A 21,452-nucleotide genomic window follows, 5' to 3' on the forward strand; every position below is an offset into this window, starting at 1 on the left:
TGTCCGAGCCTTATGGCTCAATAAATAGGGAGTTGCTGGCCTCCCTTATCTATCTAAATTTTATGTGAGGTCAGATTATGATTCGTATTACAATTGAAGAATATACCCCGTCAGGATGGGAAGTAAAACAGAAAACAACAGACCTAGACGATATGAAAAAGTATCTTAGTTTGTCTGGACTTGCTAAGCTACTCGGATTGACACGCGGACAATTTCGCTATAAATACAAAAAGTAAACACCCTTAAGGCTATCTGTTTTATCAGGTAGCCTTTTCTTTTTATGTATTAAAAGGTATTTAGACAAAATAAATTCAATTTAAATCAATTAAATCGAATTAATTGTAAAATTTCCAATTGAGTCTATTTGTGTTGGTTTAGCACAATACCATATTTATATAAGAGCCCCAACCCCCCTCTGCAATCCTTGATACACAAGGCTTGAACTAAATTTGGTTGTAGCTATAAATATCAATCTGATTATGTACCTATCAACACCAATATATTATTTGCTGCTAAATATGCCCTCTGTAAGCCCTGTATATACCGAAAAAAAGATTTTAATTCCGATATTGATTTTATCCACTTGACACCAGCCGCCAGCGCTAACTATTTGCTCTAATAACTTTAAAATATCAGAGCATAAATAATCATTGTATTGATGCAATAGTGGTTCGTTCTAAACTTATCAACAGCCATCAGTGTTATCCACAATCAACAGTAATACAGGGCTTTCAGCCTGTTCTGCTCTGCTTCTTCTCTATCTTCTGCAAGTCACACAACATGGTGCCTCAACAGTATTGCTCTAAGCTACTGTTGTTATTGGTGTTTGTCTGTCTGTTGCCTCATATGTGCATACATCTATGTATGTGGTCGGTGTTTATTGCCGATTTATATTTCCATTCTTCTTGTTATCTCTAACACATATCCATTGTATTTAGTTGCATGTAACAACATTCCTTATATTCAATATTCATTCTAGCACGTCATTCCCCCTTGCGACGATTGTAGCACGTCAATTCCCCTATGGAGGATACTTTTATAACTTGTGAAACCATTAGGTGGTTGAAAAGTTGACATTGTCTAACACTGTAATTTTATACAGTCATTATCCAAAGTTGGCTCAAGTCGCATCACACAAGGCTTGTAGAGATGATGTGATAAACCAAGCTGTGTTGTGTTCCTTGAGTTATCTAACCTGTCGCACCGAATGACTCGGTGATGTCACGGTTTAAGCCTCTGTTTTTGCCGATTTATCTTGATTTTTGGGGCATTTTTCAGTAGCTTTCTTGGGCACAGGTGTTTGTTTTTGCATAGAGTCGGGGGCTGTTAAGCCTCTGTTTTTGTGGACATGGGACACAAAAAACTGGATGATTTGCCGAGCCAAAAAGACTGTATGGATGATCTGAACTCGATATGCGGATGAAACACCTGATTGCCGCGGCTTTGACCGCCCTCACCCTCTCCGGTTGCAGCCTGGTCTATCGTATCGATATTCCCCAGGGCAACTATGTGGAACAAAAACAGGTCGACAAACTGCGCCAGGGGATGACCCGCGAGCAGGTCAGCTATGTACTGGGAACCCCCATGCTGCGTGACGGCTTTGACCCCAACACCTGGTACTACCTCTATGAATTCCAGCCGGGCCACGGCGACAAGGAGCGCAAAGAGCTCACCGTCACCTTCGCCAATGACAGGCTGACCACAGTGACGGGTGACTTCCCGCTGCCAGCAGCTTTCAATACCCCGCTCTGATATCCCGCAAAACCGGCCTCGCGCCGGTTTTGTTTTATCCAGCCCCGCGTAATTCATCCTGCCCGTGATCCTGTCAGGGGATACAGTGTCATCTCCCCCATTGCAGCTGCTCGCAAATTGCCTGATGCTGATGAGCAGCCACCATGGCATCAACACCATCGAATGACACAGGGAGAATCCCCATGAGCCGGATCCTGATTGCCGGAGCCAGCGGCCTGATCGGTCGCGAACTGGTGCAGCAACTGCCTGCCGAACATGAACTGACCCTGCTCTGTCGAAAGCCGGGCAAGGAGGCGCACCACTGGCTACCGGTCAATTTTGATGATCTGGCCAGCGTTACCCTCTCCCGCCCGGTGGATATCGCCTTCTGTGCCCTCGGCACCACCCGCAAGGAGGCGGGCTCTGCCGAGGCGTTTCGCCGGGTCGATCTCGACTATGTGGTCGCCTTTGCCGAGCTGGCCCGCCGTCACGGCTGTCAGCGCCTTATCGTGGTCTCGAGCATGGGGGCCAGCGCATCGTCCCCGGCTCTCTATCCGCGTACCAAGGGAGAGATGGAGCAGGCCCTGCTGGCCCAATCCTGGCCACGGCTCGCCATCGTGCGGCCCGCCATGCTGCTCGGGGATCGCCAGCCACCGCGCCTCTCCGAGCAGATCTTTCAGACCATCTATCCGCTGTTTCGGCCACTGCTGGTGGGCAAGCTCGCCCGCTGGCGCGCCATCGAGGCCAGTCAGGTGGCTCGCGCCATGATCGCCCTCTCGAAACTGCCCGCCGGGTGCGAGATTGTCGAGAACGAGCAACTGCTGGCCCTCTGAACTAGGCCTTCCCCACTACTTACGCACAGTGCTGCAAAAACAAAAGAGCAAGCCAATTGGCTTGCTCTTTTGTTTATCTGTTGGCGAGGTACCCTGACAGCCTCTTGCCATCACAGGCCGCGCTCGACTGTCAGGGCAACATCCATCAACCGCGAATATGGTCGATAAAGGCGTCGATCTGCTCGCGAGTGCAGGCAGGGTTCATAAATACCGCCTTCTCCCCGGCGATGTAGGAGTACTTGCCGCGGGCGTCATAGTCGGAGTGAGCCACCGCCTCCACCCAGTTGGTGTAGAGCCCCACCTTGCCGCGCCCCTTGAACAGGCTGCGGTGGTAGTCGGTGTTGCGCTGCAGTCGCGCCTTGTAGGCAGGGTCGCTGGAGCGGGCCAGCTCGAAGGCGAACTCGGCCTCTGGATCGCTCACCCACTCGGGGTTGTAGATCTTGAAGCCGACGCTCGGCCCCTGGTTCTCCTGCGCCACCAGCTTGACGTTGCCAAGCTGGCTCAGGCGATAGCGGAAGTAGTTGGCATTTTGCAGGCAGTGGGCCAGCACGGTGCGATACCCCTCGACCCCCATATAGTTGAGCGCCGCATAGGCACCAAACAGACCGCTCGCGCCGCGGGAGCACTCGATGGTGGATTGCAGGTGGGTCTGGCCCTGAATGTCCCGCTCGAAGTAGGAGAAGTTCTCCGGGTCATTCTCCATCGCCTTGAGGTCATCCTGCTCCTTGATCATCACCAAGCTGGAGGTGTAGGGCACATAGCCCCACTTCTGGAAGTCGACGGTGAAGGAGTCGGCATATTTCAGCTCGGCAAAGCGCGCCACGTTGCGCTCGATCCCCGCCAGAGTGGCGCTGTTGATGGCGAGCGGGTTGGCGGCAAAGTCGTAACCCAGGAAGAAGATCATCGACCAGCCGATGGCGGCATCGACGTGGATATGGGGCTTGACCGCCACCTCGAACTGCTCGCAGAGGCGATTGCGCAGCTCGAACACGGGTTTCACCTGATCCACCCCGAAGGTGTCGGTGGTGCCCATGGTGAGCATGATGGTGGGCACCACGTGTTTGAGGGCAAAACAGGCGGTCAGGGTGCGCTCGAGGTGGTCGAGATCGATGTCGTTGTTCTCGCCGACCTGAATGCGGATGGTCTTGTTCTCGATGTCGACCCCGAGCAGGGAGAGGTTGGTGATGTTGGAGTAATGCCCCCCCTGGGAGTTGATGATGCGGTAATCCTGATAGTGACCGAGCCCCTTGTGCTTGGCCTCCGGCAAAGTTTTGCGAATGCCGAGCAGGTAGCCGTAGAGGTTACAGAAGGTCCCCCCCTGGGTGAAGATGCCGGTGGCCCGCTCGGGGTCATAGCCTGCCAGCAGCGCAATCTGGCGCACTACCTTCTTCTCCAGCTCCTCGGCGACCCCGGCGTATTCGGAGTAGACCAGATTGGGGTTGGCCAGAATGCCCAGCTGGGCGCCATAGATAGCGGGATCCGCCGACATGGTGATGACGTTCTCGACGCTGGAGGGATTCTCCCAATCCTTCGACAGGGCGGCGGCAAACAGCAGCTCGGCCATCGGCTCGCCCGGGGTGCGCATGGTGGCGGGCACCGGCATGGTCTCGCAGAGATCGGCCAGGCGTGCACGGCCATCAGGCCAGGCGTTCAGGCGGGCATCCGGCGCCAGACCACGGGCCCGAAATTCGTTGAGGGTGGCAAATCCGGGTTCGCGAAAAACGGGCCAGAGATCGGGATTGCGCGAGAAAAAGTTGGCTTTGACTGTGGCGAAACGGGCGGAGAAATCGGGGTGAACGGCATTGACGCTTTCGTCTTGCAAATAAACTAAGTCACTCATTTTTATACCATTAGTACAGCAAATGTGCGGCCGTTATACCCCTGTGCCAGCGGGGCCGACAGTGACAATATCTAATGGCCTACCCTACTTTTTGTCATGTATCAGCCAGCACAAGGGCTGGCAAAAAGGCGCCTTTGAGGCGCCTCTTTAGATTTCGTGATCTTGCTCCCATCCTGGCTGACAGCGCCCTCACTAACGGACCGCCATCAGCACAGCGCCCCCTCAACGCAGGGAGGCCAACAGCCACTCGGCAAACTCCGCCAGCTCGCTCTGCTGCTGCGGGAAGGCCGCCAGCCAGGGCTGCAGGCGCGCGGCAACAGCGTCCGGTCGATAGCCACAACCCGCCAGTTCGGCCGCCAGCAGATCAAACGGGGCCGGCTCCAGAGTATCGCTAAAGAGCTGCGCCCGGGTGATAACCCCCTTCTCCACATCAAAGTGCAGCTCCACCCCGCCCCAGCTGAACCGCTCCTCCAGCAGATGGCTGAACGCCGGGGCATGACCGTAGTTCCACTCCCAACTGCGCTGACGGGCGAAGGTCTCGGCAAAACCGGGCAGATCGGGCATCTGCTCGGGGGAGATATGCTCGGGCTCAACTCGCGCGCCGTAATGGTGGAAAAAGGCCTCCTGCAGCGCCTTGCTCACCTGTTGATGGTCGATCCCCGGCAGCAGTTCGCACAGATTGGCCACCCGGCTGCGCACCGAGGTGATCCCCTTGGCCGCCAGCTTCTTGGGGTCGGGGTTGAGGTAGTTGGCAAGGCGGCCGAGATCGGCGTCCAGCAGCAGGGTGCCGTGGTGGAATCCGCGATCCAGAGTCTCCCGATAGGCCGACCCCGATACCTTGCGCTCCCCGTCCGGGGTGGCCACCAGCAGATCGTTGCGACCGGAGGCAAACGCCTCGATCCCCAATCGCTTGAGCCCGTCCAGCACGATGGCGGTGGAGACGCTCTTGTCATACTCCGGCTTGCCCGCCATGAAGGTGAAGCAGCTGTTGCCAAGGTCGTGGAACACGGCGCCGCCACCGCTGCTGCGACGCGCCAGGGTCACCCCGTCCTCTTCCATGCGGCGGGTATTGCACTCCTTCCACGGGTTCTGGGCACGGCCAATCACCACGGTATTGGCATTGCGCCAGAGGAACAGCACCCGCTGGCCGGGGTCCATCTGGCGGAAGATGCACTCCTCAACGGCCAGATTGAACAGGGGATCGTGAGAGTCGGAGACAAGCAGACGCAAGCGGGACATAAAAAGACCTTATCCGGAACTGGGGGCAGCATGATAACACTGACGGGGTACCATCACTGAGCCATCGCACATTAACCGGTGCGCAGCAGCCGCGATACATTTGCGTCACACCTGACTGCCCCATAAAAGTATCTATTGATATAACGACACAGCTTGACGTGCAACCACGGAAAAAATGCAGTCAAGCCACAATGACAACGATAAAAATGGGAAAAAGTGGCTAGAATGCGACCACTTCGATAGGCCATATGACTCTCTTATTGGTCACATAACTTGCAAAAAAACGGCATGTATCCATCCCGTGTGATGAACGACACAAAAATGACTTTCCAACCCCCCTATACCCCATTGCAAACGCCTTTTCTCCCCTTGCAGGTGACACAAAATTGCTTGAATCTAGCCTAGACACCGCTCCCGAGAGAAACGTTGTATGACGGAGAACGCAGCCCCCCGCCAGCCCCTCAGCTGGTTTATGCCAATGCTGGTCAGTATGGTCATCACGACCCTGACCTCTTCCCCCGTGCGAGCCGGCGAGCAGGTCATCGTCCAGTTGCCGTGGCAGCACCAGTTCCAGTTTGCCGGTTACTACGCAGCCATCGCCAAAGGGTTTTATCGGGAGGCCGGTCTGCATGTGACCTTGCGTGAAGCGGACTCCCGCACCGATGTGGTCAGCGAGGTGATCTCGGGAAAGGCCCAGTTTGGCATCAGCGGCAGTGATCTGCTGCTGGATCGGGCTGCCGGTCGTCCGGTGGTGGTGCTCGCCGCCCTGCTGCAGCACTCGCCGCTGGTTCTGCTCACGCTGGATCGGCCAGATATTCGCAACCCGGCCGATCTGGCCAACAAGCGACTGATGCTGGAGCCTGGCTCCAATGAGCTGCTGACCTACCTTTCTCACCAGACCCGCAGCCGCGACTGGGTAACCCTCCCATACAAACAGGGGATACAGGCACTGCTGGCGGGCAAGGTGGATGCCATCAGCGCCTACAGCACTACCGAGCCCTTCTATCTGCAACAAAAAGGGATCCCCTATCGGGTTTTCAGTCCGCGCACCATCGACTTCGACTTCTACGGCGACAACCTGTTTACCTCCGAACGGGAGCTGATCACCCGACAGGATCGGGTCTACGCCTTCCAGCAGGCCAGCCTCAAGGGGTGGCGCTATGCGATGGACCACCCCGACGAGATGATCAACCTGATCATGGAGCAGTACCCGACCGGGGCTGGCCGTGAACAGCTGGAGTTCGAGGCTCGCGAAACCAGAGAGCTGATGCAGCCAGATCTGATCGAACCTGGCTACATGCAGCAGGAGCGCTGGCTGCAGATCGCCAAAACCTATCTGGAGGCGGGCATGCTCACGGTATTGCCCAACCTCGACCGCTTTATCTACGACCCGGCGCAGGAGCGGCTGCGCCAGCAACGGCAACTGCTCGACAAGAGCGTGGCGGTGGCCATGCTTATCACCTTTACCCTGATGACCCTGCTCGGCATCTTCTTGCACCTCTATCTGCGCCTGCGTGAGGAGGCGCGGGATCGCCAGCGGCTGACCCGTGAACTGGCCCAGAGCGAGCAGCACTATCGCTTCGTGGCGGAGAACAGCGCCGATGTGATCTGGACCATGGATGCCGCCAGCTTGCGCTTTCGCTACGTCAGCCCGGCCATAGCCCCTCTGAGCGGCTACGAAGCCCCCGAGTTGTTTGCCCTGCCCCTCAAACAGCTGCTGCCGGATGCCTCAAGGCAACTGCTGCGCGAGGAGATCTCCGCCACCCTGGAGGCCTGGCAGCGGGGGGAGCATGACCAGACTCGCCGGGTCATTCGCACCCAGCTGCGCCACAAGGATGGCCATCTGGTGGCGACCGAAACCATCACCACCCTCCATGGCAACCACAATGCCCAGCCGGAGGCGATCCTCGGGGTCACCCGGGATATCACCGAGCGGGCAGCGCGAGAGGAGATGATGCGCCGCCTCGCCTTCTACGACCCCCTCACCGGGCTGCCCAATCGCCGCTTGCTGCAGCAACGGCTCAAGGAGCTGATGGAGCAGGAGACGCCCCGTCCGCTGGCATTGATGTTTATCGATCTCGATCACTTCAAGCCGATCAACGACACCTTCGGTCATGAGACCGGGGATATTCTGCTCAATATGGTGGCCGAGCGGATGAGCCACTGCGTGCGCAAACAGGATCTGGTGGCACGGCTGGGGGGCGACGAGTTCGTTATCTTGCTGCCGGAGACCGGCGACGAAGTGCTGGCAGTAGCCGACAAGCTGCACCAGCAGCTGCGCCATTCGTTCCAGCTGGAGGGGCAGGAGCTGCTCATCTCCAGCAGTATCGGGCTGGCGCTCTACCCCGAGCACGGGGAGGATGCCAAGACCCTGATGCACCACGCCGATCAGGCCATGTATCAGGCGAAGAATCGCGGCCGCGGCCGGGTCTGCCTCTATACCGAAGGCCTTGATCCCGAGCAGGGCGCCCTGCTGTGGCAACCCGGCCACGAGTGCGGTCACCCGCGCATCGATGCCGAGCATCGCCAGCTCTTCGTGCTGACCAACCGGCTGCTGGAGCGGATGAAAGATCAGCACGAGGATCCGGCCCCGTTTCTGGAGAGTCTGGAGAGCCTGTTCGACATGGCTCGTCACCACTTCGCCTTTGAAGAGCAGATGCTGGCGGAGATAGACTATCGGGAACTCGTCAGCCACCGTCAGGATCACCAGCGCCTGCTCAACAAGGCGAGCCAACTGCTGCACGCCGCCAAAGCGGGGACATTGGGCAACGACGAGCTGCTCAACTTCATCATTCAGGAGCTGGTAGTCGGCCACATGAGTCAGGCGGATCGCCGCTACTTCCCCCTGTTCAGATCTGAGCGCAGCCTGTCGGTTGCGGAGGTGGTCGCCTAGTCCCCCTCTGCTCAGACCCGAGCGTAATGCGCCTCTTGCGGAAGGGGCGACCTAGTCACCGCGCAGGGCCACCACGGGGTCGAGACGCACTGCCCGCAGTGCAGGAGCGACCCCGGCCAGCAGACCCACCAAAGCGCTGCAACCGAGCGCCAGCAGCAGATAGAGAGGATGGAGGGTGAGTGGCAAGCCGGCCGCCAGCAGGGTGAGCAGTAGCTTGAGCCCCCCGAGCAGGGCCAGTCCCATGGCCCCGCCCAGCAGCGCCAACACCACGGCTTCGAGCAGGAACAACAATAGAATGCGCCGCCGTGGGCAACCCAACGCCATCAGCAAGCCCACTTCAGGGATCCGCTCCTGCTGGGCGATGCTCATGATGCTGAAGATGCCGACCGCCCCGATCAGCAGCGAGATAATGCCGAGCCCGCCAACCGCCAGCTTTATGATGGAGAGGATCTTGTCGAGGCTGCTCAGCATGTCCTGCTGGGAGGTGAGGGTGAAGTCCTCGGCGCCGTGGCGGGCGATCAGCACCCGCCGGATCTGGGCGGTGATATCGGCCTCCGTCTGTCCGGCGCGATAGATGACGTCGATCTCCTGCAGCCCCTCCTTGTTGAACAGCGCCTGGGCGTGAGCGGCGGGCAGATAGATCATGTCATCCAGATCAAAGCCGAGAAATTGCCCCTTGGGCGCCAGCACGCCGGCCACCCGAAAACGGCGATCACCGGCCCGCAGCAGACTGCCCGGCGCATCTCCGCCGGGAAACAACTCAGCCGCCACCTTGGCCCCCAGCACCGCATAGGCGCGGGGCATGGCACTGTCGTCCGCGGGCAGAAAACGTCCCTGCACCAGGGTGAGTCGCCAGCCGGAGAGCGCCGCCGGACCTGTGCCCAGAATGGCAGTGCTGCGGGTCAATCCGCGGCTGCGCACCTCCCCTTGCCCCTGCACCACAGGGAGCGCCGCCTCTACCCCTGCCAATCTGGCTAGGGCATCGGCATCCTCCAGCAGCAGGGGACGGCTGCTGGAGAGGATGCCGGGCGGGCCGCCGGCGGTCTCTGTCTTGCCCGGGGTCACGGCGATCAGCCGGGTGCCAAATTGGGAGAAGCTGTCGAGCAGATAGAGCCTGAGCCCCTCGCCGATGCCGGTGAGCAGGGTCACCGAGGCGATCCCGATGGCGATGCCGAGCGCCGACAGCAGACTGCGGCTGCGCCCCGCCAACAAGGCGCGCCAGAGCCAGAACATCAGATCAGCTGCGCGCATCAGCCACCGCTCCATTGCCCGCTGCGCAGGCTGCTGACCGGATCTTGCCTTGCGGCCCGGGAGGCGGGCAGCCAGCTAAAAAACAGTCCAGTCAGCAGGGCCGCCGGTATGGTGCAGAAAGTAGCGAGCAGAGGGACTGCCGCCGGAAATCCGGGCCAAATCACTCCGGCGAGGCCAACCAGGGCATAGCCCAACACAGTGCCAAACAGCGCGCCACTGCCGCTCAGCAGCAGCGCCTCCCACAAAAACAGCTGGCGGATCTGGCGACTATCGGCACCCAGCGCCTTGAGCAGGCCGATCTCGCCGGTGCGCTGGCGGGTGCTGATCAGCGCCAGATTCATCATCATGATGCCGGAGACCAGCAGGCTGATGGCGCCGATGCCGGCAACTGCCAGGGTGAGGGTCGAGAGAATGGTGGAGAAGGTGGCCAGCATGGCGTCACGGCGCACCACGGTTACATCGAGCACCCCGTGGCGCGCCTGCATCAGCTGCTCCAGTCGCTTGACCAGCGGGGGCACTGCTTGTCCCGCCAGCGGCTGGATCAGCAGCCGAAACAGCCCCTCGGTGTTGAACAGCCGCATGGCGCTACCCACCGGGATCAGCGCCGCCTCGGCCATATCCATCCCCAGATTGCTGCTCTGGCTGGTGAAGACCCCCACCACCCGAAAGCGGCGATTGTCAAAACGCAGCCACTGACCGACCGGATCGGCCTGACCGAACAGCTCACGGGCCACCTTGGCCCCGAGCAGGACGGCCGGTCGATCCTCTGCGGCATCCCCTGGCAGCCAGCGGCCGGAGAGCAGTTCCAGCCCGTGGGTATCGCGTAGCCCGTTGCTGCTGCCAAGCAGCATAGTCTGGCGCAGCCGCGCCCCCTGCTTGGCCTCGGCAAAGCCCATCACCAGCGGCACCAGCCGCACGTTTGGCTGATGCTGGCCAAGGTAGTGCATGTCATCGAGTGTGATCTGCCGCAGACTGTTGCCGGTGACCGGCGGCAGCCCGCCGGTGGTCTCCTTGCGACCCGGGAACATCACCAGCAGATCCTTGCCAAGGGAGCTGAACTGGTCGGCCACATAGCGTCTCGCCCCCTCCCCCAGCGCGGTGAGCAGCAGCACCGAGGTGACGCTCAGACTCACCGCCAGGATCAAGACCAGCGCCCGTGAACGCTGACGCAATAACGCCACGGCGGCAAAGCGGATCACATCGGGCCGCCGCATTCAGCCACCGCCGCTATCAATGTTGATGTGGCCATCGTTCATCAGGATCCGCCTGCCCGCCCGCTCACCGAGGCGCGGGTCGTGGGTCACCACCACCAGCGTGATCCCCTGCTCCCGGTTGAGCCCCTCCAGCAGGGTAATCACCTCCTCCCCGGAGCGGGAGTCGAGATTGCCGGTGGGCTCGTCGGCCAGGATCAGCCGCGGCGCCATTGCCATGGCCCGGGCGATGGCTACCCGCTGACGCTGACCGCCGGAGAGTTCGGCAGGGCGGTGTCCGGCCCGGTTCTCCAACCCCAGCTCCCCCAGCAACTGCTGGCTTCGGCGATGGCGCTCGGCGGGGGCGATCCCGCACAGCATCAGCGGCAGCTCGACGTTTTCACGGGCGGTGAGGCGGGAGATGAGGTGAAACGACTGGAACACAAAGCCGATGCGATGGCCGCGCAGCTGGGCCAGCGCCGGTTCTGACAGGGTGGCGGTATCTTCCCCTCCCAGCCAGTAACGCCCCTCGTCTGGCCGATCCAGCAGCCCCAACACATTGAGCAGGGTCGATTTGCCGGAGCCCGAGGGCCCCATCACCGCCAGATACTCCCCCTCGGCAACCCGCAGAGAGACGCGATCGAGGGCAGCCACCTCGCTCCCCCCCAGAGTGAAACGACGGCTGACGGCATCAAGGCGAATGAGATCACTCATCCATCTGCTCCGTGGCGGCGCTAAAAGGACCCTCCCCGACAATCTGTCCGGGCTGGGCCGCCAGCCGATCACCGGCGGCGAGCCCCTCGGCGACTTCAATCCAGTTCCAGTTCTCCACACCCCAGCGGGGTACCACCCGCACCAGCTTATCCCCTTCCAGCCGCAGCACGCTGCCATCGTCGGCCCGGCTGCTGGCCGCTACCCGCAGCACATCGGTGGAGCGGGTCACCTCGACCTCAAGGTCGGCGCTGTAGCCGATAAGCAGGGGCACATCGGTGGGCTGGGCCGTGAGCGCGGCCTCCACCTCGACGGTGCGGGCCTGCTTCTCCAGCTCCTTCACATAGGGGGCGATGCGGGTGACTGTGGCGGCAAAATCGCGCCCGGGCATGGCGTCGAGCAGTACCCGAGCAGACTGGCCCACCTTGAGGCGGGCAGCATCCACCTCATCGATGGGGGCTGAAACATAGAGACAGCGATCGTCGATGAGATCGATCACCGGAGGCATGGCCACTCCGGGCGGTGAGGGGGTCATGTATTCGCCCAGCTTGCTGTTGACCTCCGCCACCACTCCGGCAAACGGCGCCAGCAAGCGGCGCTCGCTCAAGCGGGCCTCCACCTGGGCGACCTGCGCCTCGTCAACCCGCTCCTGCTGACGGGATGCCTGACAGACATAGCGGCGGGTATCGGCCAGATTCTGGGCCTGCTCGGCGAGGGTGCGGGAGGTGAGGTTTTTGGCCAGCAAGGTGGCCAGCCGGTTGGCCTCCCGCTCGTAGTAGGCCGCCTCGCTGCAACGCTCCTCGCGCTGGGTCTTGCCGAGCGCCTGCTGGGCGCGGGCCCGGGCGAGCTCGGCGTGAATATCGTCACTCCAGAGGGTCAGCAGCAGATCACCTTGGGCCACCCGCTCCCCGGCCTTGACGGCGATCTGCTCCACCACGCCGCCACCGGGCAGACTAAGTCCGGCCCGCTGACACGACTTGATGGTGCCAGCCCGGGTGTTGACCACAGTGACCAGCACATCCCCCCGCCCGACCTCAGCCAGCCTGATCGGCGTCGGCTGCGGTCGCCACCACCATGCCGCCGCAGCCGCCGCTACCACGGCGCCACTTCCCCACCACAACCAACCTCTCTTCATCGCGCATCCTTTCGCTAGTGACTCCCGTCATGAGCGTCGGGAGAGCAGGGCATAATAGAGCAAGGGTATCACCACCAGGGTGAGCAAAGTGGAGACCAGGATCCCGAAAATCAGGCTGATGGCCAGTCCGTTGAAGATGGGATCATCGAGGATAAACAGGGCTCCGATCATCGCCGCCAGCGCCGTCAGCATGATGGGCTTGGCCCGCACCTGCGCCGCTTCGATCACCGCCAGCTCGAACACCACTCCGGCGCTGCGCTGCTGCTCGATAAAGTCCACCAGCAGGATGCTGTTGCGTACGATGATCCCGGCCAGGGCGATCATCCCGATCATCGAGGTGGCGGTAAACTGGGCTCCCAGCAGGGCGTGGCCCGGCATCACCCCTATGATGGTGAGCGGAATGGGCGCCATGATGATGAGCGGCACCAGATAGGAGCGGAACTGGGCCACCACCAGCAGGTAGATGAGGATCATCCCCACCCCGTAGGCGATACCCATGTCGCGGAAGGTCTCGTAGGTGATCTTCCACTCCCCGTCCCACAACAGCGCCACCTCCCCCAGCTTGTCGGGCTGCTGCACGTAATATTGGGGCAGGTCGATGTCGGCACCGGCGGCAAACATGCCGTAGAGCGGGCTGTCGGTGTGGCCACCCATGTCGGCCACCACCATCACCATGGGCTGCATGTTCTTGTGCATGATATAGCTGGGGGCCAGCTCATCACGGCGACTCACCAGCTCGGAGACCCGCACCAGCTGGCCGCTCTGGCTGCGCACCTTGAGGGCCAGCACGCCCGCCAGATCCCGTTTGTCACCGGGTGCCAGTTCGATGCGGATCGGCACCGGATACTTGGCACCATGCCCCTGCAGCCAGCTGGCATCCTGATAACCCACCCCGCCATTGAGGGTGCTCACCAGATCCCCGAGATCGACCCCGAGCAGGGCCGCCTTGCTGCGATCCACCACCAGCCGCCACTTGGGCTGCGGGTCGGTCAGATAGATATCCACATCCACCAGATCCGCCGTGGCCACAAAACGGGCCTGTACGGCGCGAGCGGCCGCTTCGCGGGCGGCCTGAGTCGGGCCATAGACCTCGGCAACGATGGGGGACCAGACCGGCGGGCCGGGCGGCACCTCAACGACTTTCAGGTTGCCCCCTGCCGCACTGGCGATGGCCTGCAGCGGCTCCCGAACCGACTGGGCAATCTGGTGACTGCTGCGATCCCGTTCATGCTTGTCCACCAGATTGACCTGAATATCCCCCACGTTGGCGCCACTGCGGATAAAGTAGTGGCGCACCAGCCCGTTGAAATTGATGGGGGCGGCGGTGCCGGCGTAGATCTGGTAATCCTTCACCTCAGGCACCTTGGCAAGCTCTCGTCCGACCGCCAGCAGGGTGCGCTCGGTCTGCTCCAGGGTCGCCCCCTCCGGCATATCGAGCACCAGCTGAAATTCCGACTTGTTGTCAAAGGGGAGCATTTTGAGCACCACCCACTGCACCACCGGCATGGCGGTGGCCGCCCCGACCAGCAGCAACACCGCCAGCCAGAGTTTGCGTCTGGCGCGCTTGGCGCCATCACCGATCAGGAAAGGGGTCATTAGCCGGTGAAAGAGACCCGCCTTGGCCTCGCCGTGGGCACCGTGCACCTCCCCCTTGAGCAAATGGCTCGCCAGCCAGGGAGAGAAGATAAAGGCCACCAGCAGGGAGATAAGCATCCCCATGCTGGCATTGATGGGGATGGGGCTCATGTAAGGGCCCATCAGGCCACTGACAAAGGCCATCGGCAGCAGGGCCGCGATGACGGTCAGGGTCGCCAGTATGGTCGGCCCGCCCACCTCGTCCACCGCCCCCGGAATAAGATCCTTGAGTGCCCCCTTGCCCAAACCGCGATGGCGGTGGATGTTCTCCACCACGACTATGGCGTCATCCACCAAGATGCCGATGGAGAAGATCAGCGCGAACAGCGACACCCGGTTGAGGGTAAAGCCCCAGGCCCAGCTGGCAAACAGGGTCAGTGCCAGGGTGATGACGATGGCAACCCCCACCACCAGCGCCTCGCGCCACCCCATGCTCACCAGTACCAGCAGCACCACCGCCGTGGTGGCAAAAATCAGCTTGCCGATGAGGGTGTTGGATTTGGTCTCAGCGGTGACGCCGTAGTCACGGGTCACCGTCACCTCGACGCCAGCCGGGATGAGTCGATTCTTGAGGCTCTCGACCCGTTCTTCCACCCTCTTGGCCACCTCGACCGCGTTTTGGCCCGGCTGCTTGCCGATGGCCAGGGTCACCGCCGGATAACTGGCCTGCCCCAGCCCCATCCAGCTGCGCTTGGTCGGGGTCTCCTGACCCAGAGAGACCTTGGCCACCTCCCCCAGATAGACCGGCTTGCCGTCGTGCAGCCCCACTACCAGCTCGCGGGCCTGCTGATCGTTTTGCAGGAACTGCCCGACCTGCACCTTGATCTCCCGGCTATCTTGCTCGATGGCCTGTGTCGGGCCCACCTGATTGGCGGCCGCAAGTCGCTGGCTCAGCTCACCCCAGCTGATGCCATGGGCGCTGAGGGCCGCCGGATCCGGTATCACCCGCAGCACGGCGCTCTGGCTGCCCAGCGTGTAAATATCGCGGGTACCGGGAATGCGCTTGAGTTCGGTCTCCAGCTCATGGGCGACCAGGGTCAGTTCGGGAGCCCCCAGTTGCTTGCTCCCCTCTTTGCTCCATAAGGTCAAACTGACGATGGGGACATCATCGATCCCCCTCGGTTTCACCAGTGGCTGACCGACTCCGATCCCCTGTGGCAACCAGTCGCGGTTGGAGTCGAGCTGGTTGTTGAGATCGACGATGGCCTGTTCGCGGCTCACCCCCACCTTGAATACCACCACCAGCAGGGCGCCATCGGGTTGGGAAAAAGAGTAGAGGGTATCGATCCCCTTTATCTGGGAAACCACCTGCTCGGCAGGGGTAGTGACGAGAGAGGCCACTTCAGCCGGAGTGGCTCCCGGGAAGGGAATGTAGACATCGGCGAAGGTGACATCGATCTGCGGCTCCTCCTCCTTGGGGGTCACCAGCACCGCAAACAGGCCGAGTAAGAGCCCCAACAGCGCCAGCAGCGGCGTGATGGCCGAGCCCTGAAACAGCGCAGCCAGCCGACCGGCAGGCCCCAGCCTCTCCTTGTTGCCGTTCAGCTCGCTACTCATGGGCCACCTCCTGCTGCTGCGCCCAGGCATCGGGAGCCAGCTTGTCACCGGCTTGCAGCCCGGCCAGGATCTCGCACTGTCCCTCGACGCAATGGCCGACCCGCACCGGCGTCAGGGCCCAGCCAGCGGGTTGCTGCAGATAGACGCCGTTGAACTCCCCTTGCCGCAGCAGGGCGCGATCCGGCACCTGCAACACCTGACGCTCACCCTGCTTGAGCTGCACCTTGAGCCACATGCCGGGCAATACCCCGGCGGTTTGCGGCGGCAAGTCGAGGCGCAACCTGAAGGCGTGGCTCTGGCTGTCGGCATAGTTAAAGCGGGTCAATTTGACCGGGGTAACGGTCCTGCCATCGGGCAGCAGCACCTGCACATCCGCAGGCTCACGAGCCAGCGTCAGGGCGGATTGGGGCAACTCCACCTCCACCCGCAAGGTGTCGAGAGAGAAGCCGGAGAGCAGCGGGGTACCGGGGGCGACAGTCTCCCCCAGCTCTACCAGCCTCTTGGTCACCACCCCGGCGTAGGGAGCCAGAATGCGGGTATAACCGTAGGCCTCGCGGGCCTGAGTGAGAGCCGCATCGGCAGCGTTCACCTCGGCGCGGGCGGCGCGATCAGTCGCCTGGGCATTGTCGAGCTGGGCGCGGGTGATCACCCCCTTGGCAATCAGCGCCTGAAAGCGGGCGAGCTGGCGCTCGGCTTCCACTTGCTGGGCCTGCGCCAGCGCCAGCCGCGCCTCGGCCCCCGTGACGGCGGCAAACTGCTCTTTGCCGCTGATCTCCAGCAGCTGTTGCCCCGCCTGCACCTGATCGTTCACATCCACCAGCATGCGGGAGACCCGGCCGCTGGTCTGGGCCGCCACCGTCCCCTGATTGATGGCACTGACGGTACCATCCAGCGTCAGCCAGTCGGCAACCTGACGGGGAACCAGAGTCAGGGTGGCATCACCATTCGCCTCGGTAGACCATGTCATCGGAGAGACAAGAACGGAGGTCACAGCCAGCATGGCGGCCCCCAGCAAGCGGATCTGTTCCATGATATTCCTCCTTCCCCGACACCAAGGGCAATCCATTCAGGCAGAGCGGGGGGGGGGGCAGCGCTTCTCCCGCACCTTCACCAAGACCCGATCAACAAGCAAAATCCCGGCCACCATGGCCGCAATAAACAACAGTATCATGGGCTGGCCACTGGAAATGAGACTCAAGGCAGGCCCCGGGCAGATACCCACCAATCCCCAGCCGATACCGAACAGCGCGGCCCCACCGATCAGACGACGATCCAGCCGAGGGGCCGGTACGGCAGCGATGGGCTCCCCCAGCACACTCTGGCGACGAGGTTTCACCAGCAGAAAATAACCCGGCATAAAGACCAGCAGAGCGCCCCCCATCACGAAGGCGAGGCTGGGATCCCAGGCCCCGGCCAGATCGAGAAAACCGGTGACCCGGGCGGGATCCACCATGCCGGAGATGGCCATCCCCAGTCCAAACAGCAGGCCCGCAAACAAACTTGTCAGCAATTTCATGGCGATCAGTCCCTTACAGCAGATGATGAGTGACAAAGACGGTGATAAAGCCTGCCGCCATAAAGGTCAGGGTGGCGACGATGGAGCGCAGGGAGAGCCGCCCCATGCCACAGATGCCGTGGCCACTGGTACAGCCATTGCCGACACGGGTACCGATGCCAACCAGCAGACCGGCCAGTAGCACAACGGGCCAGCCGGGCAGCGTGGTGAATGCAGGCATGGTGGCCCAGCCCAGGGTCAGCGCCAACCAGGCACCCGCCCCGAGCCCCAGCAGAAACAGCACCCGCCACGGCGAACGGTGTTGCAGCGCACCGGCCAGAATACCGCTGATCCCGGCCACCCGGCCGTTGAACAACATCAGGATCAGGGCCGACAGCCCCGCCAGCATGCCACCGCCCAAAGAGAGCAGCCATTGGCTTTCCATCATCAAGATTCCTTATTTTCTGAGTGACAAAAATGGGTTTGCAGCGCGCCCAACACATCGGCGGCCGCCTCGCTCACCAGCGAGTAGTAGATCTGCTGGGAGACCTTGCGCGAACGGATCAGGCCGTAGCGCTTCAATACCGAAAGTTGCTGGGAGAAGGCCGACTGCCCGAGTTGGCTATGGGCCAGCAGCTCCCCGACCCCCTTCTCCCCCTCCACCAGCTGGCAGAGCACCATCAGGCGTTCGGGATGAGCCAACGCCTTGAGCAGGGAGGCGGCGGCTGTCGCATGTCTGTTCATCTCGTCGAATTGGCTCATAAGAGTAAATTAGCAATTGCTGATATTTGTTCTATTGTATAAAACAACACTAAATTAGCAACATCTAAAGTAGATAAGGAGAAGGACCATGACAGTAGATAACGGAGTCAGAATCGTCGCGGGTTGCATGTTGCTGCTCTCGCTAGTCCTTACCGCCTGGGTTCATCCGGGCTTTGTCTGGTTGAGTGCCTTTGTCGGGGTCAACCTGATCCAAAGCGCGTTCACCGGTTTCTGTCCGGCCGCTATGCTCCTCAAGCGCCTGGGGCTGAAGTAACAGGTCGCGCAAGACAGGGGCGGTCCTGCTAGCGGGGCGTCATCGCGCGGCGATGGCTATCGTCGCTCCCTGATGCTTATGGAGGTAGCCAGTCGGCCCCATTATTGACAAACTTGTATCTAAATGTTGCTGGAAGGTCGATAAGGCTTTACCTCACCGCTCTGGATGAGTACCATTTTGCCGTTCTTAACACAGCGGAGACCATCAGTGGGCAACTCATCAAGTGACAGTTGTAGACCGACCCTCATCGTCGGTACCAAGGTCGCGAGCTAGCCGCAGGTCTTTCTCTGCCGCATGCTCGCAACCCTGCGAGAAGCGGAAATCCACTCCCCTCTTCTCCCTTTTTACACTTGACGTCTGGCAACCAGAGGCCAACCGCCACGGTCGCCATGCCTGCATAGTTTCTGCTTCCCACAAGGAGGCTGCTATGCGTTTTATCTCAATCAAACCGGCTGCGGATCGCGCGGTCGCAACAGGTTCTGTTGCACCCCGGGCTCACCCCCTGCTGAGCAAGCTGGGGCGCGGCATGTTGCCACGCTGGCTGGGCGGCAAACCGCGCCAGCACCACTATAGGCTGCAGATCCGCTGCGAGGATCGCGCCGATATGGAGCAAGTGCTGGATATGGTGAGCCACACCCTGCAACCGGCCGGACTGCAACCGATGCAATCGATGAAACCGGGTCGCAGCGGCGGGCGAGAGCTGGTGCTCAATGTGCACTGCACTCCACCCCAGCGCCGCTATCTGGTGCAGTTTGTTCATCAGGTCGGAGTAGCGCATCCGGTGCGCTGGGAGCTGCGTCCGCGCATCGACACGACTCCTGAACTCAACTGACGCGCATCCTGCTGCACTAACGACCGTTCAAGGGGCCAGCCACGCTGGCCCCACTTGTTGCGTCCTCTCCGAGCGTCAGGGCATCTGATGATGCTCGCGCCCCGGAAGCTAAACCCGGGACGCTGCGTTTTTCTGCTGGCCATCCGCTCAATCCCCCTCTGATCCATCCGCCACCCGGCGTTTCATCATGGATTGTGCCAAGCCAGCTTTCATAAGAAGGAGTACGCCATGAAGATGTGGCAACAACTAGACATGCTCTCACTGCTCGACACTCTGGCCAGCCTGCTGCTCGCCTTTGTGCTCGGCAGTCTGGTCGGGCTGGAGCGCCAGTACCGCCAACGTACCGCGGGCCTGCGCACCAACGTGCTGGTCGCCGTGGGAGCCGCCCTGTTCGTCAGCCTGGCCCAGCGAATCTATGACCTGCACGGCGGCAACTACAACGTGGTCCATGTGGTGGCCTATATCGTCTCCGGCATCGGCTTTCTCGGCGCCGGCGTCATCATGCGCGAGTCGGGCAATATCCGTGGCATCAACACCGCCGCCACCCTGTGGGGTGTCGCTGCGGTCGGCGCCGCCTGTGGCGCCGGGCTCGCCATGGAGGCCATTCTGGGCGCCCTGTTCGTGCTGGCCGCCAACACCCTGCTGAGACCGCTGGTCAACCAGATCAACCGTCGCCCGGTAGACAATCTGGACACAGAAGTTACCTACAAGGTGACAGCCCTGACCCCGCGCGAGCATCAGAAGGAGGTGCTGCACTGGCTCGAGGAGATGCTGGAGCAGGCCAACTATCCCATGAGCGAGCTCGACATCGAGCCGTTTGGCGAGAGGGATCTGGAGATCTCGGCGGTGCTGCTGGCTACCTCCATCGATGGTGACGAGCTCGACGCCCTGATGGTGAAACTCGGCATTCATCCCCATATCAAGCAGATATTCTGGCGCGCCAGCACCACGGATTGAGTTGTCGATCAGAGTCATGGCTCCATCCACCAACGGCAAAAAGCCCCGCCAGCAATGGCGGGGCTTTCTCATATGGGATGGGCGAAGAGTGGCTAGCGGCGGCTGCGCCAGCGCACCCTGGGGGTGATCACCTGGGCAGTCTGCGCCGGGGGATTGCCCGCAATCAGTTGCTGCATCAGCTCGAAAGCGGCGAGGGCCAGCGCCGGACAATCCTGCGCCACCGAGTCGATGCGCATGGGAATGCAGTCGAGCAAGTCGTGATCATCGAAGGTACACAGCCGCATCCCTGTCTCCATCAACCCCGCCTCGTTGAGGTAGCGCAGCACCCCTTCCAGCAGGGTAAAAGAGGCGGTAAAGAGCCCCCTGGGAGGCGCTCCCAGCTCGGCCACCAGCTCAGCCATCAGCTGATAACCGGAGCTCGGCTGATAGTCGCGATGACGCACCCGGGCAGCATCGGCTTCAAAACCGGCGCGATGGAGCCCCAGCTCATAGCCCGCCAGCCGGTGACGACTGGGGGAGAGATCCAGCAAACCGCCGAAGTAGTAGATCTCCTCGCCGCACTCGCTGGCCATGTCCCGCACCAGCTCGGCGGTCACCTTGCAGGCATCGGAGATCACCATGGGCAGGCGCGACTCGCCAATATGGCGGTCGAGCTGTACCACCGGCAGGCGGTCGTGGATACGGGCATAGATGTCATCGCTGTGGCCGCTGGAGGCAACAATCAGCCCATCCACCTGACGGCTGATGAGGTTGTCCACCACCCGCTGCTCGAGGGCGGGATCATCCTCGGAGCAGGCGATCAGCAGCTGGATGCCCGCCTCCCGGCAGTGCGCCTCGAGGGCGCGGGCGATGCGGGCAAAACCGAAGTTGGTGAGATCGGGGATCACCAACCCCCAGGTGTAGCTGCGGGTCTCGCGCAGGGAGCGGGCATGAAAGCTCGGCAGGTAGTGACACTCCTCCGCCACCGCCTGAATGCGCTTGCGGGTATCATCGGCAATGCGGTACTCCGCACTCTTCCCGTTGAGCACCAGACTGGCGGTCGCCTTGGACACCCCCGCCAGTTCGGCGATCTGGGCAATCGTGATCCGTTTCTTCTTCTCCACCTGGCCTCCCGGCT

General features: G+C 61.3%; 18 protein-coding genes. 6 read left to right on the forward strand and 12 right to left on the reverse strand.

Annotated elements, in window-relative coordinates:
* Window positions 1-1,413 precede the first annotated feature (1,413 nt).
* Both bamE and G5193_RS08500 read left to right on the forward strand, forming a co-directional pair.
* Window positions 1,414-1,752, forward strand: coding sequence for an outer membrane protein assembly factor BamE (bamE, locus tag G5193_RS08495; RefSeq protein WP_005337980.1), 339 nt, complete (start codon window positions 1,414-1,416; stop codon window positions 1,750-1,752).
* 182 nt (window positions 1,753-1,934) lie between these two features.
* Complete coding sequence (locus G5193_RS08500; protein WP_236340785.1) at window positions 1,935-2,564, forward strand: NAD(P)H-binding protein; 630 nt, start codon at window positions 1,935-1,937, stop codon at window positions 2,562-2,564.
* Between the two features lie 145 nt (window positions 2,565-2,709).
* On the opposite strand, the gene G5193_RS08505 is transcribed toward G5193_RS08500, so the two are convergent.
* The gene (locus G5193_RS08505) at window positions 2,710-4,404 is read right to left on the reverse strand and encodes an aspartate aminotransferase family protein (RefSeq protein WP_368195408.1); all 1,695 of its coding nucleotides are present in this window, start codon (window positions 4,402-4,404) and stop codon (window positions 2,710-2,712) included.
* A gap of 222 nt (window positions 4,405-4,626) precedes the next feature.
* Window positions 4,627-5,643, reverse strand: a complete 1,017-nt coding sequence (locus G5193_RS08510) for a lipoate--protein ligase A (protein WP_244775083.1) — start codon at window positions 5,641-5,643, stop codon at window positions 4,627-4,629.
* A gap of 430 nt (window positions 5,644-6,073) precedes the next feature.
* On the opposite strand from G5193_RS08510, the gene G5193_RS08515 reads away from it, so the two are divergent.
* Window positions 6,074-8,536 (forward strand): diguanylate cyclase domain-containing protein, encoded by a 2,463-nt coding sequence (locus tag G5193_RS08515; protein WP_421205801.1) that lies wholly within the window; start codon window positions 6,074-6,076, stop codon window positions 8,534-8,536.
* A 51-nt stretch (window positions 8,537-8,587) separates the two neighbouring features.
* Here G5193_RS08515 and G5193_RS08520 read toward each other — a convergent pair whose 3' ends face one another.
* Genes G5193_RS08520 through G5193_RS08560 form a run of 9 tightly spaced genes read right to left on the reverse strand, consistent with a single transcriptional unit; the run spans window position 8,588 to window position 18,272 of the window.
* On the reverse strand, window positions 8,588-9,787 hold the full coding sequence (locus tag G5193_RS08520) for an ABC transporter permease (protein ID WP_244775074.1): 1,200 nt from the start codon (window positions 9,785-9,787) through the stop codon (window positions 8,588-8,590).
* On the reverse strand, window positions 9,787-11,001 hold the full coding sequence (locus G5193_RS08525) for an ABC transporter permease (RefSeq protein WP_069527918.1): 1,215 nt from the start codon (window positions 10,999-11,001) through the stop codon (window positions 9,787-9,789). Before G5193_RS08525 ends, G5193_RS08520 begins: the two co-directional genes overlap by 1 nt.
* Entirely contained in the window at window positions 11,002-11,691 is a 690-nt protein-coding gene (locus G5193_RS08530; protein WP_244775072.1) for an ABC transporter ATP-binding protein, read from the reverse strand.
* On the reverse strand, window positions 11,684-12,823 hold the full coding sequence (locus G5193_RS08535; protein ID WP_421205802.1) for an efflux RND transporter periplasmic adaptor subunit: 1,140 nt from the start codon (window positions 12,821-12,823) through the stop codon (window positions 11,684-11,686). Before G5193_RS08535 ends, G5193_RS08530 begins: the two co-directional genes overlap by 8 nt.
* Window positions 12,824-12,850: 27 nt before the next feature.
* Window positions 12,851-16,015 (reverse strand): efflux RND transporter permease subunit, encoded by a 3,165-nt coding sequence (locus tag G5193_RS08540; protein ID WP_421205803.1) that lies wholly within the window; start codon window positions 16,013-16,015, stop codon window positions 12,851-12,853.
* Window positions 16,008-17,045 (reverse strand): efflux RND transporter periplasmic adaptor subunit, encoded by a 1,038-nt coding sequence (locus G5193_RS08545; protein WP_421205804.1) that lies wholly within the window; start codon window positions 17,043-17,045, stop codon window positions 16,008-16,010. The genes G5193_RS08540 and G5193_RS08545 overlap by 8 nt, the downstream gene beginning before the upstream one ends.
* A 36-nt stretch (window positions 17,046-17,081) precedes the next feature.
* Entirely contained in the window at window positions 17,082-17,531 is a 450-nt protein-coding gene (locus G5193_RS08550) for a DUF6691 family protein (protein ID WP_421205805.1), read from the reverse strand.
* A gap of 13 nt (window positions 17,532-17,544) precedes the next feature.
* Entirely contained in the window at window positions 17,545-17,958 is a 414-nt protein-coding gene (locus G5193_RS08555) for a YeeE/YedE family protein (RefSeq protein WP_266134450.1), read from the reverse strand.
* The gene (locus G5193_RS08560) at window positions 17,958-18,272 is read right to left on the reverse strand and encodes an ArsR/SmtB family transcription factor (protein ID WP_005338008.1); all 315 of its coding nucleotides are present in this window, start codon (window positions 18,270-18,272) and stop codon (window positions 17,958-17,960) included. The genes G5193_RS08555 and G5193_RS08560 overlap by 1 nt, the downstream gene beginning before the upstream one ends.
* Before the next feature lie 88 nt (window positions 18,273-18,360).
* Here G5193_RS08560 and G5193_RS08565 point away from each other — a divergent pair, with 88 nt between their 5' ends.
* From G5193_RS08565 to G5193_RS08575, 3 genes are all read left to right on the forward strand, one after another.
* Window positions 18,361-18,546 carry a YgaP family membrane protein gene (locus G5193_RS08565; protein WP_266134451.1) on the forward strand — a complete coding sequence of 62 codons (186 nt, stop codon included), beginning with the start codon at window positions 18,361-18,363 and terminating at the stop codon, window positions 18,544-18,546.
* Between the two features lie 427 nt (window positions 18,547-18,973).
* Window positions 18,974-19,378 carry a hypothetical protein gene (locus tag G5193_RS08570; RefSeq protein ID WP_227340909.1) on the forward strand — a complete coding sequence of 135 codons (405 nt, stop codon included), beginning with the start codon at window positions 18,974-18,976 and terminating at the stop codon, window positions 19,376-19,378.
* 228 nt (window positions 19,379-19,606) lie between these two features.
* On the forward strand, window positions 19,607-20,335 hold the full coding sequence (locus G5193_RS08575) for an MgtC/SapB family protein (protein ID WP_201990472.1): 729 nt from the start codon (window positions 19,607-19,609) through the stop codon (window positions 20,333-20,335).
* 92 nt (window positions 20,336-20,427) lie between these two features.
* Here the strand turns inward: G5193_RS08575 and G5193_RS08580 are convergent, their stop codons facing one another.
* Window positions 20,428-21,438: a substrate-binding domain-containing protein gene (locus G5193_RS08580; protein WP_421205806.1), complete on the reverse strand. Its 1,011-nt coding sequence runs from the start codon at window positions 21,436-21,438 to the stop codon at window positions 20,428-20,430.
* Window positions 21,439-21,452: the final 14 nt, after the last annotated feature.

Source organism: Aeromonas sp. 601027, from assembly GCF_049174455.1.
Taxonomy (GTDB): domain Bacteria; phylum Pseudomonadota; class Gammaproteobacteria; order Enterobacterales; family Aeromonadaceae; genus Aeromonas; species Aeromonas veronii_A.

Bases quoted from the DNA above. Each gene is read 5' to 3' on its own strand.
- G5193_RS08560 (WP_005338008.1), bottom strand. From the start codon at position 18,272: ATGAGCCAATTCGACGAGATGAACAGACATGCGACAGCCGCCGCCTCC.
- G5193_RS08550 (WP_421205805.1), bottom strand. From the start codon at position 17,531: ATGAAATTGCTGACAAGTTTGTTTGCGGGCCTGCTGTTTGGACTGGGG.
- G5193_RS08515 (WP_421205801.1), top strand. From the start codon at position 6,074: ATGACGGAGAACGCAGCCCCCCGCCAGCCCCTCAGCTGGTTTATGCCA.
- G5193_RS08565 (WP_266134451.1), top strand. From the start codon at position 18,361: ATGACAGTAGATAACGGAGTCAGAATCGTCGCGGGTTGCATGTTGCTG.
- G5193_RS08505 (WP_368195408.1), bottom strand. From the start codon at position 4,404: ATGAGTGACTTAGTTTATTTGCAAGACGAAAGCGTCAATGCCGTTCAC.
- G5193_RS08570 (WP_227340909.1), top strand. From the start codon at position 18,974: ATGCGTTTTATCTCAATCAAACCGGCTGCGGATCGCGCGGTCGCAACA.
- G5193_RS08510 (WP_244775083.1), bottom strand. From the start codon at position 5,643: ATGTCCCGCTTGCGTCTGCTTGTCTCCGACTCTCACGATCCCCTGTTC.
- bamE (WP_005337980.1), top strand. From the start codon at position 1,414: ATGCGGATGAAACACCTGATTGCCGCGGCTTTGACCGCCCTCACCCTC.
- G5193_RS08545 (WP_421205804.1), bottom strand. From the start codon at position 17,045: ATGGAACAGATCCGCTTGCTGGGGGCCGCCATGCTGGCTGTGACCTCC.
- G5193_RS08520 (WP_244775074.1), bottom strand. From the start codon at position 9,787: ATGCGCGCAGCTGATCTGATGTTCTGGCTCTGGCGCGCCTTGTTGGCG.
- G5193_RS08575 (WP_201990472.1), top strand. From the start codon at position 19,607: ATGAAGATGTGGCAACAACTAGACATGCTCTCACTGCTCGACACTCTG.
- G5193_RS08530 (WP_244775072.1), bottom strand. From the start codon at position 11,691: ATGAGTGATCTCATTCGCCTTGATGCCGTCAGCCGTCGTTTCACTCTG.
- G5193_RS08500 (WP_236340785.1), top strand. From the start codon at position 1,935: ATGAGCCGGATCCTGATTGCCGGAGCCAGCGGCCTGATCGGTCGCGAA.
- G5193_RS08535 (WP_421205802.1), bottom strand. From the start codon at position 12,823: ATGAAGAGAGGTTGGTTGTGGTGGGGAAGTGGCGCCGTGGTAGCGGCG.
- G5193_RS08555 (WP_266134450.1), bottom strand. From the start codon at position 17,958: ATGATGGAAAGCCAATGGCTGCTCTCTTTGGGCGGTGGCATGCTGGCG.
- G5193_RS08540 (WP_421205803.1), bottom strand. From the start codon at position 16,015: ATGAGTAGCGAGCTGAACGGCAACAAGGAGAGGCTGGGGCCTGCCGGT.
- G5193_RS08525 (WP_069527918.1), bottom strand. From the start codon at position 11,001: ATGCGGCGGCCCGATGTGATCCGCTTTGCCGCCGTGGCGTTATTGCGT.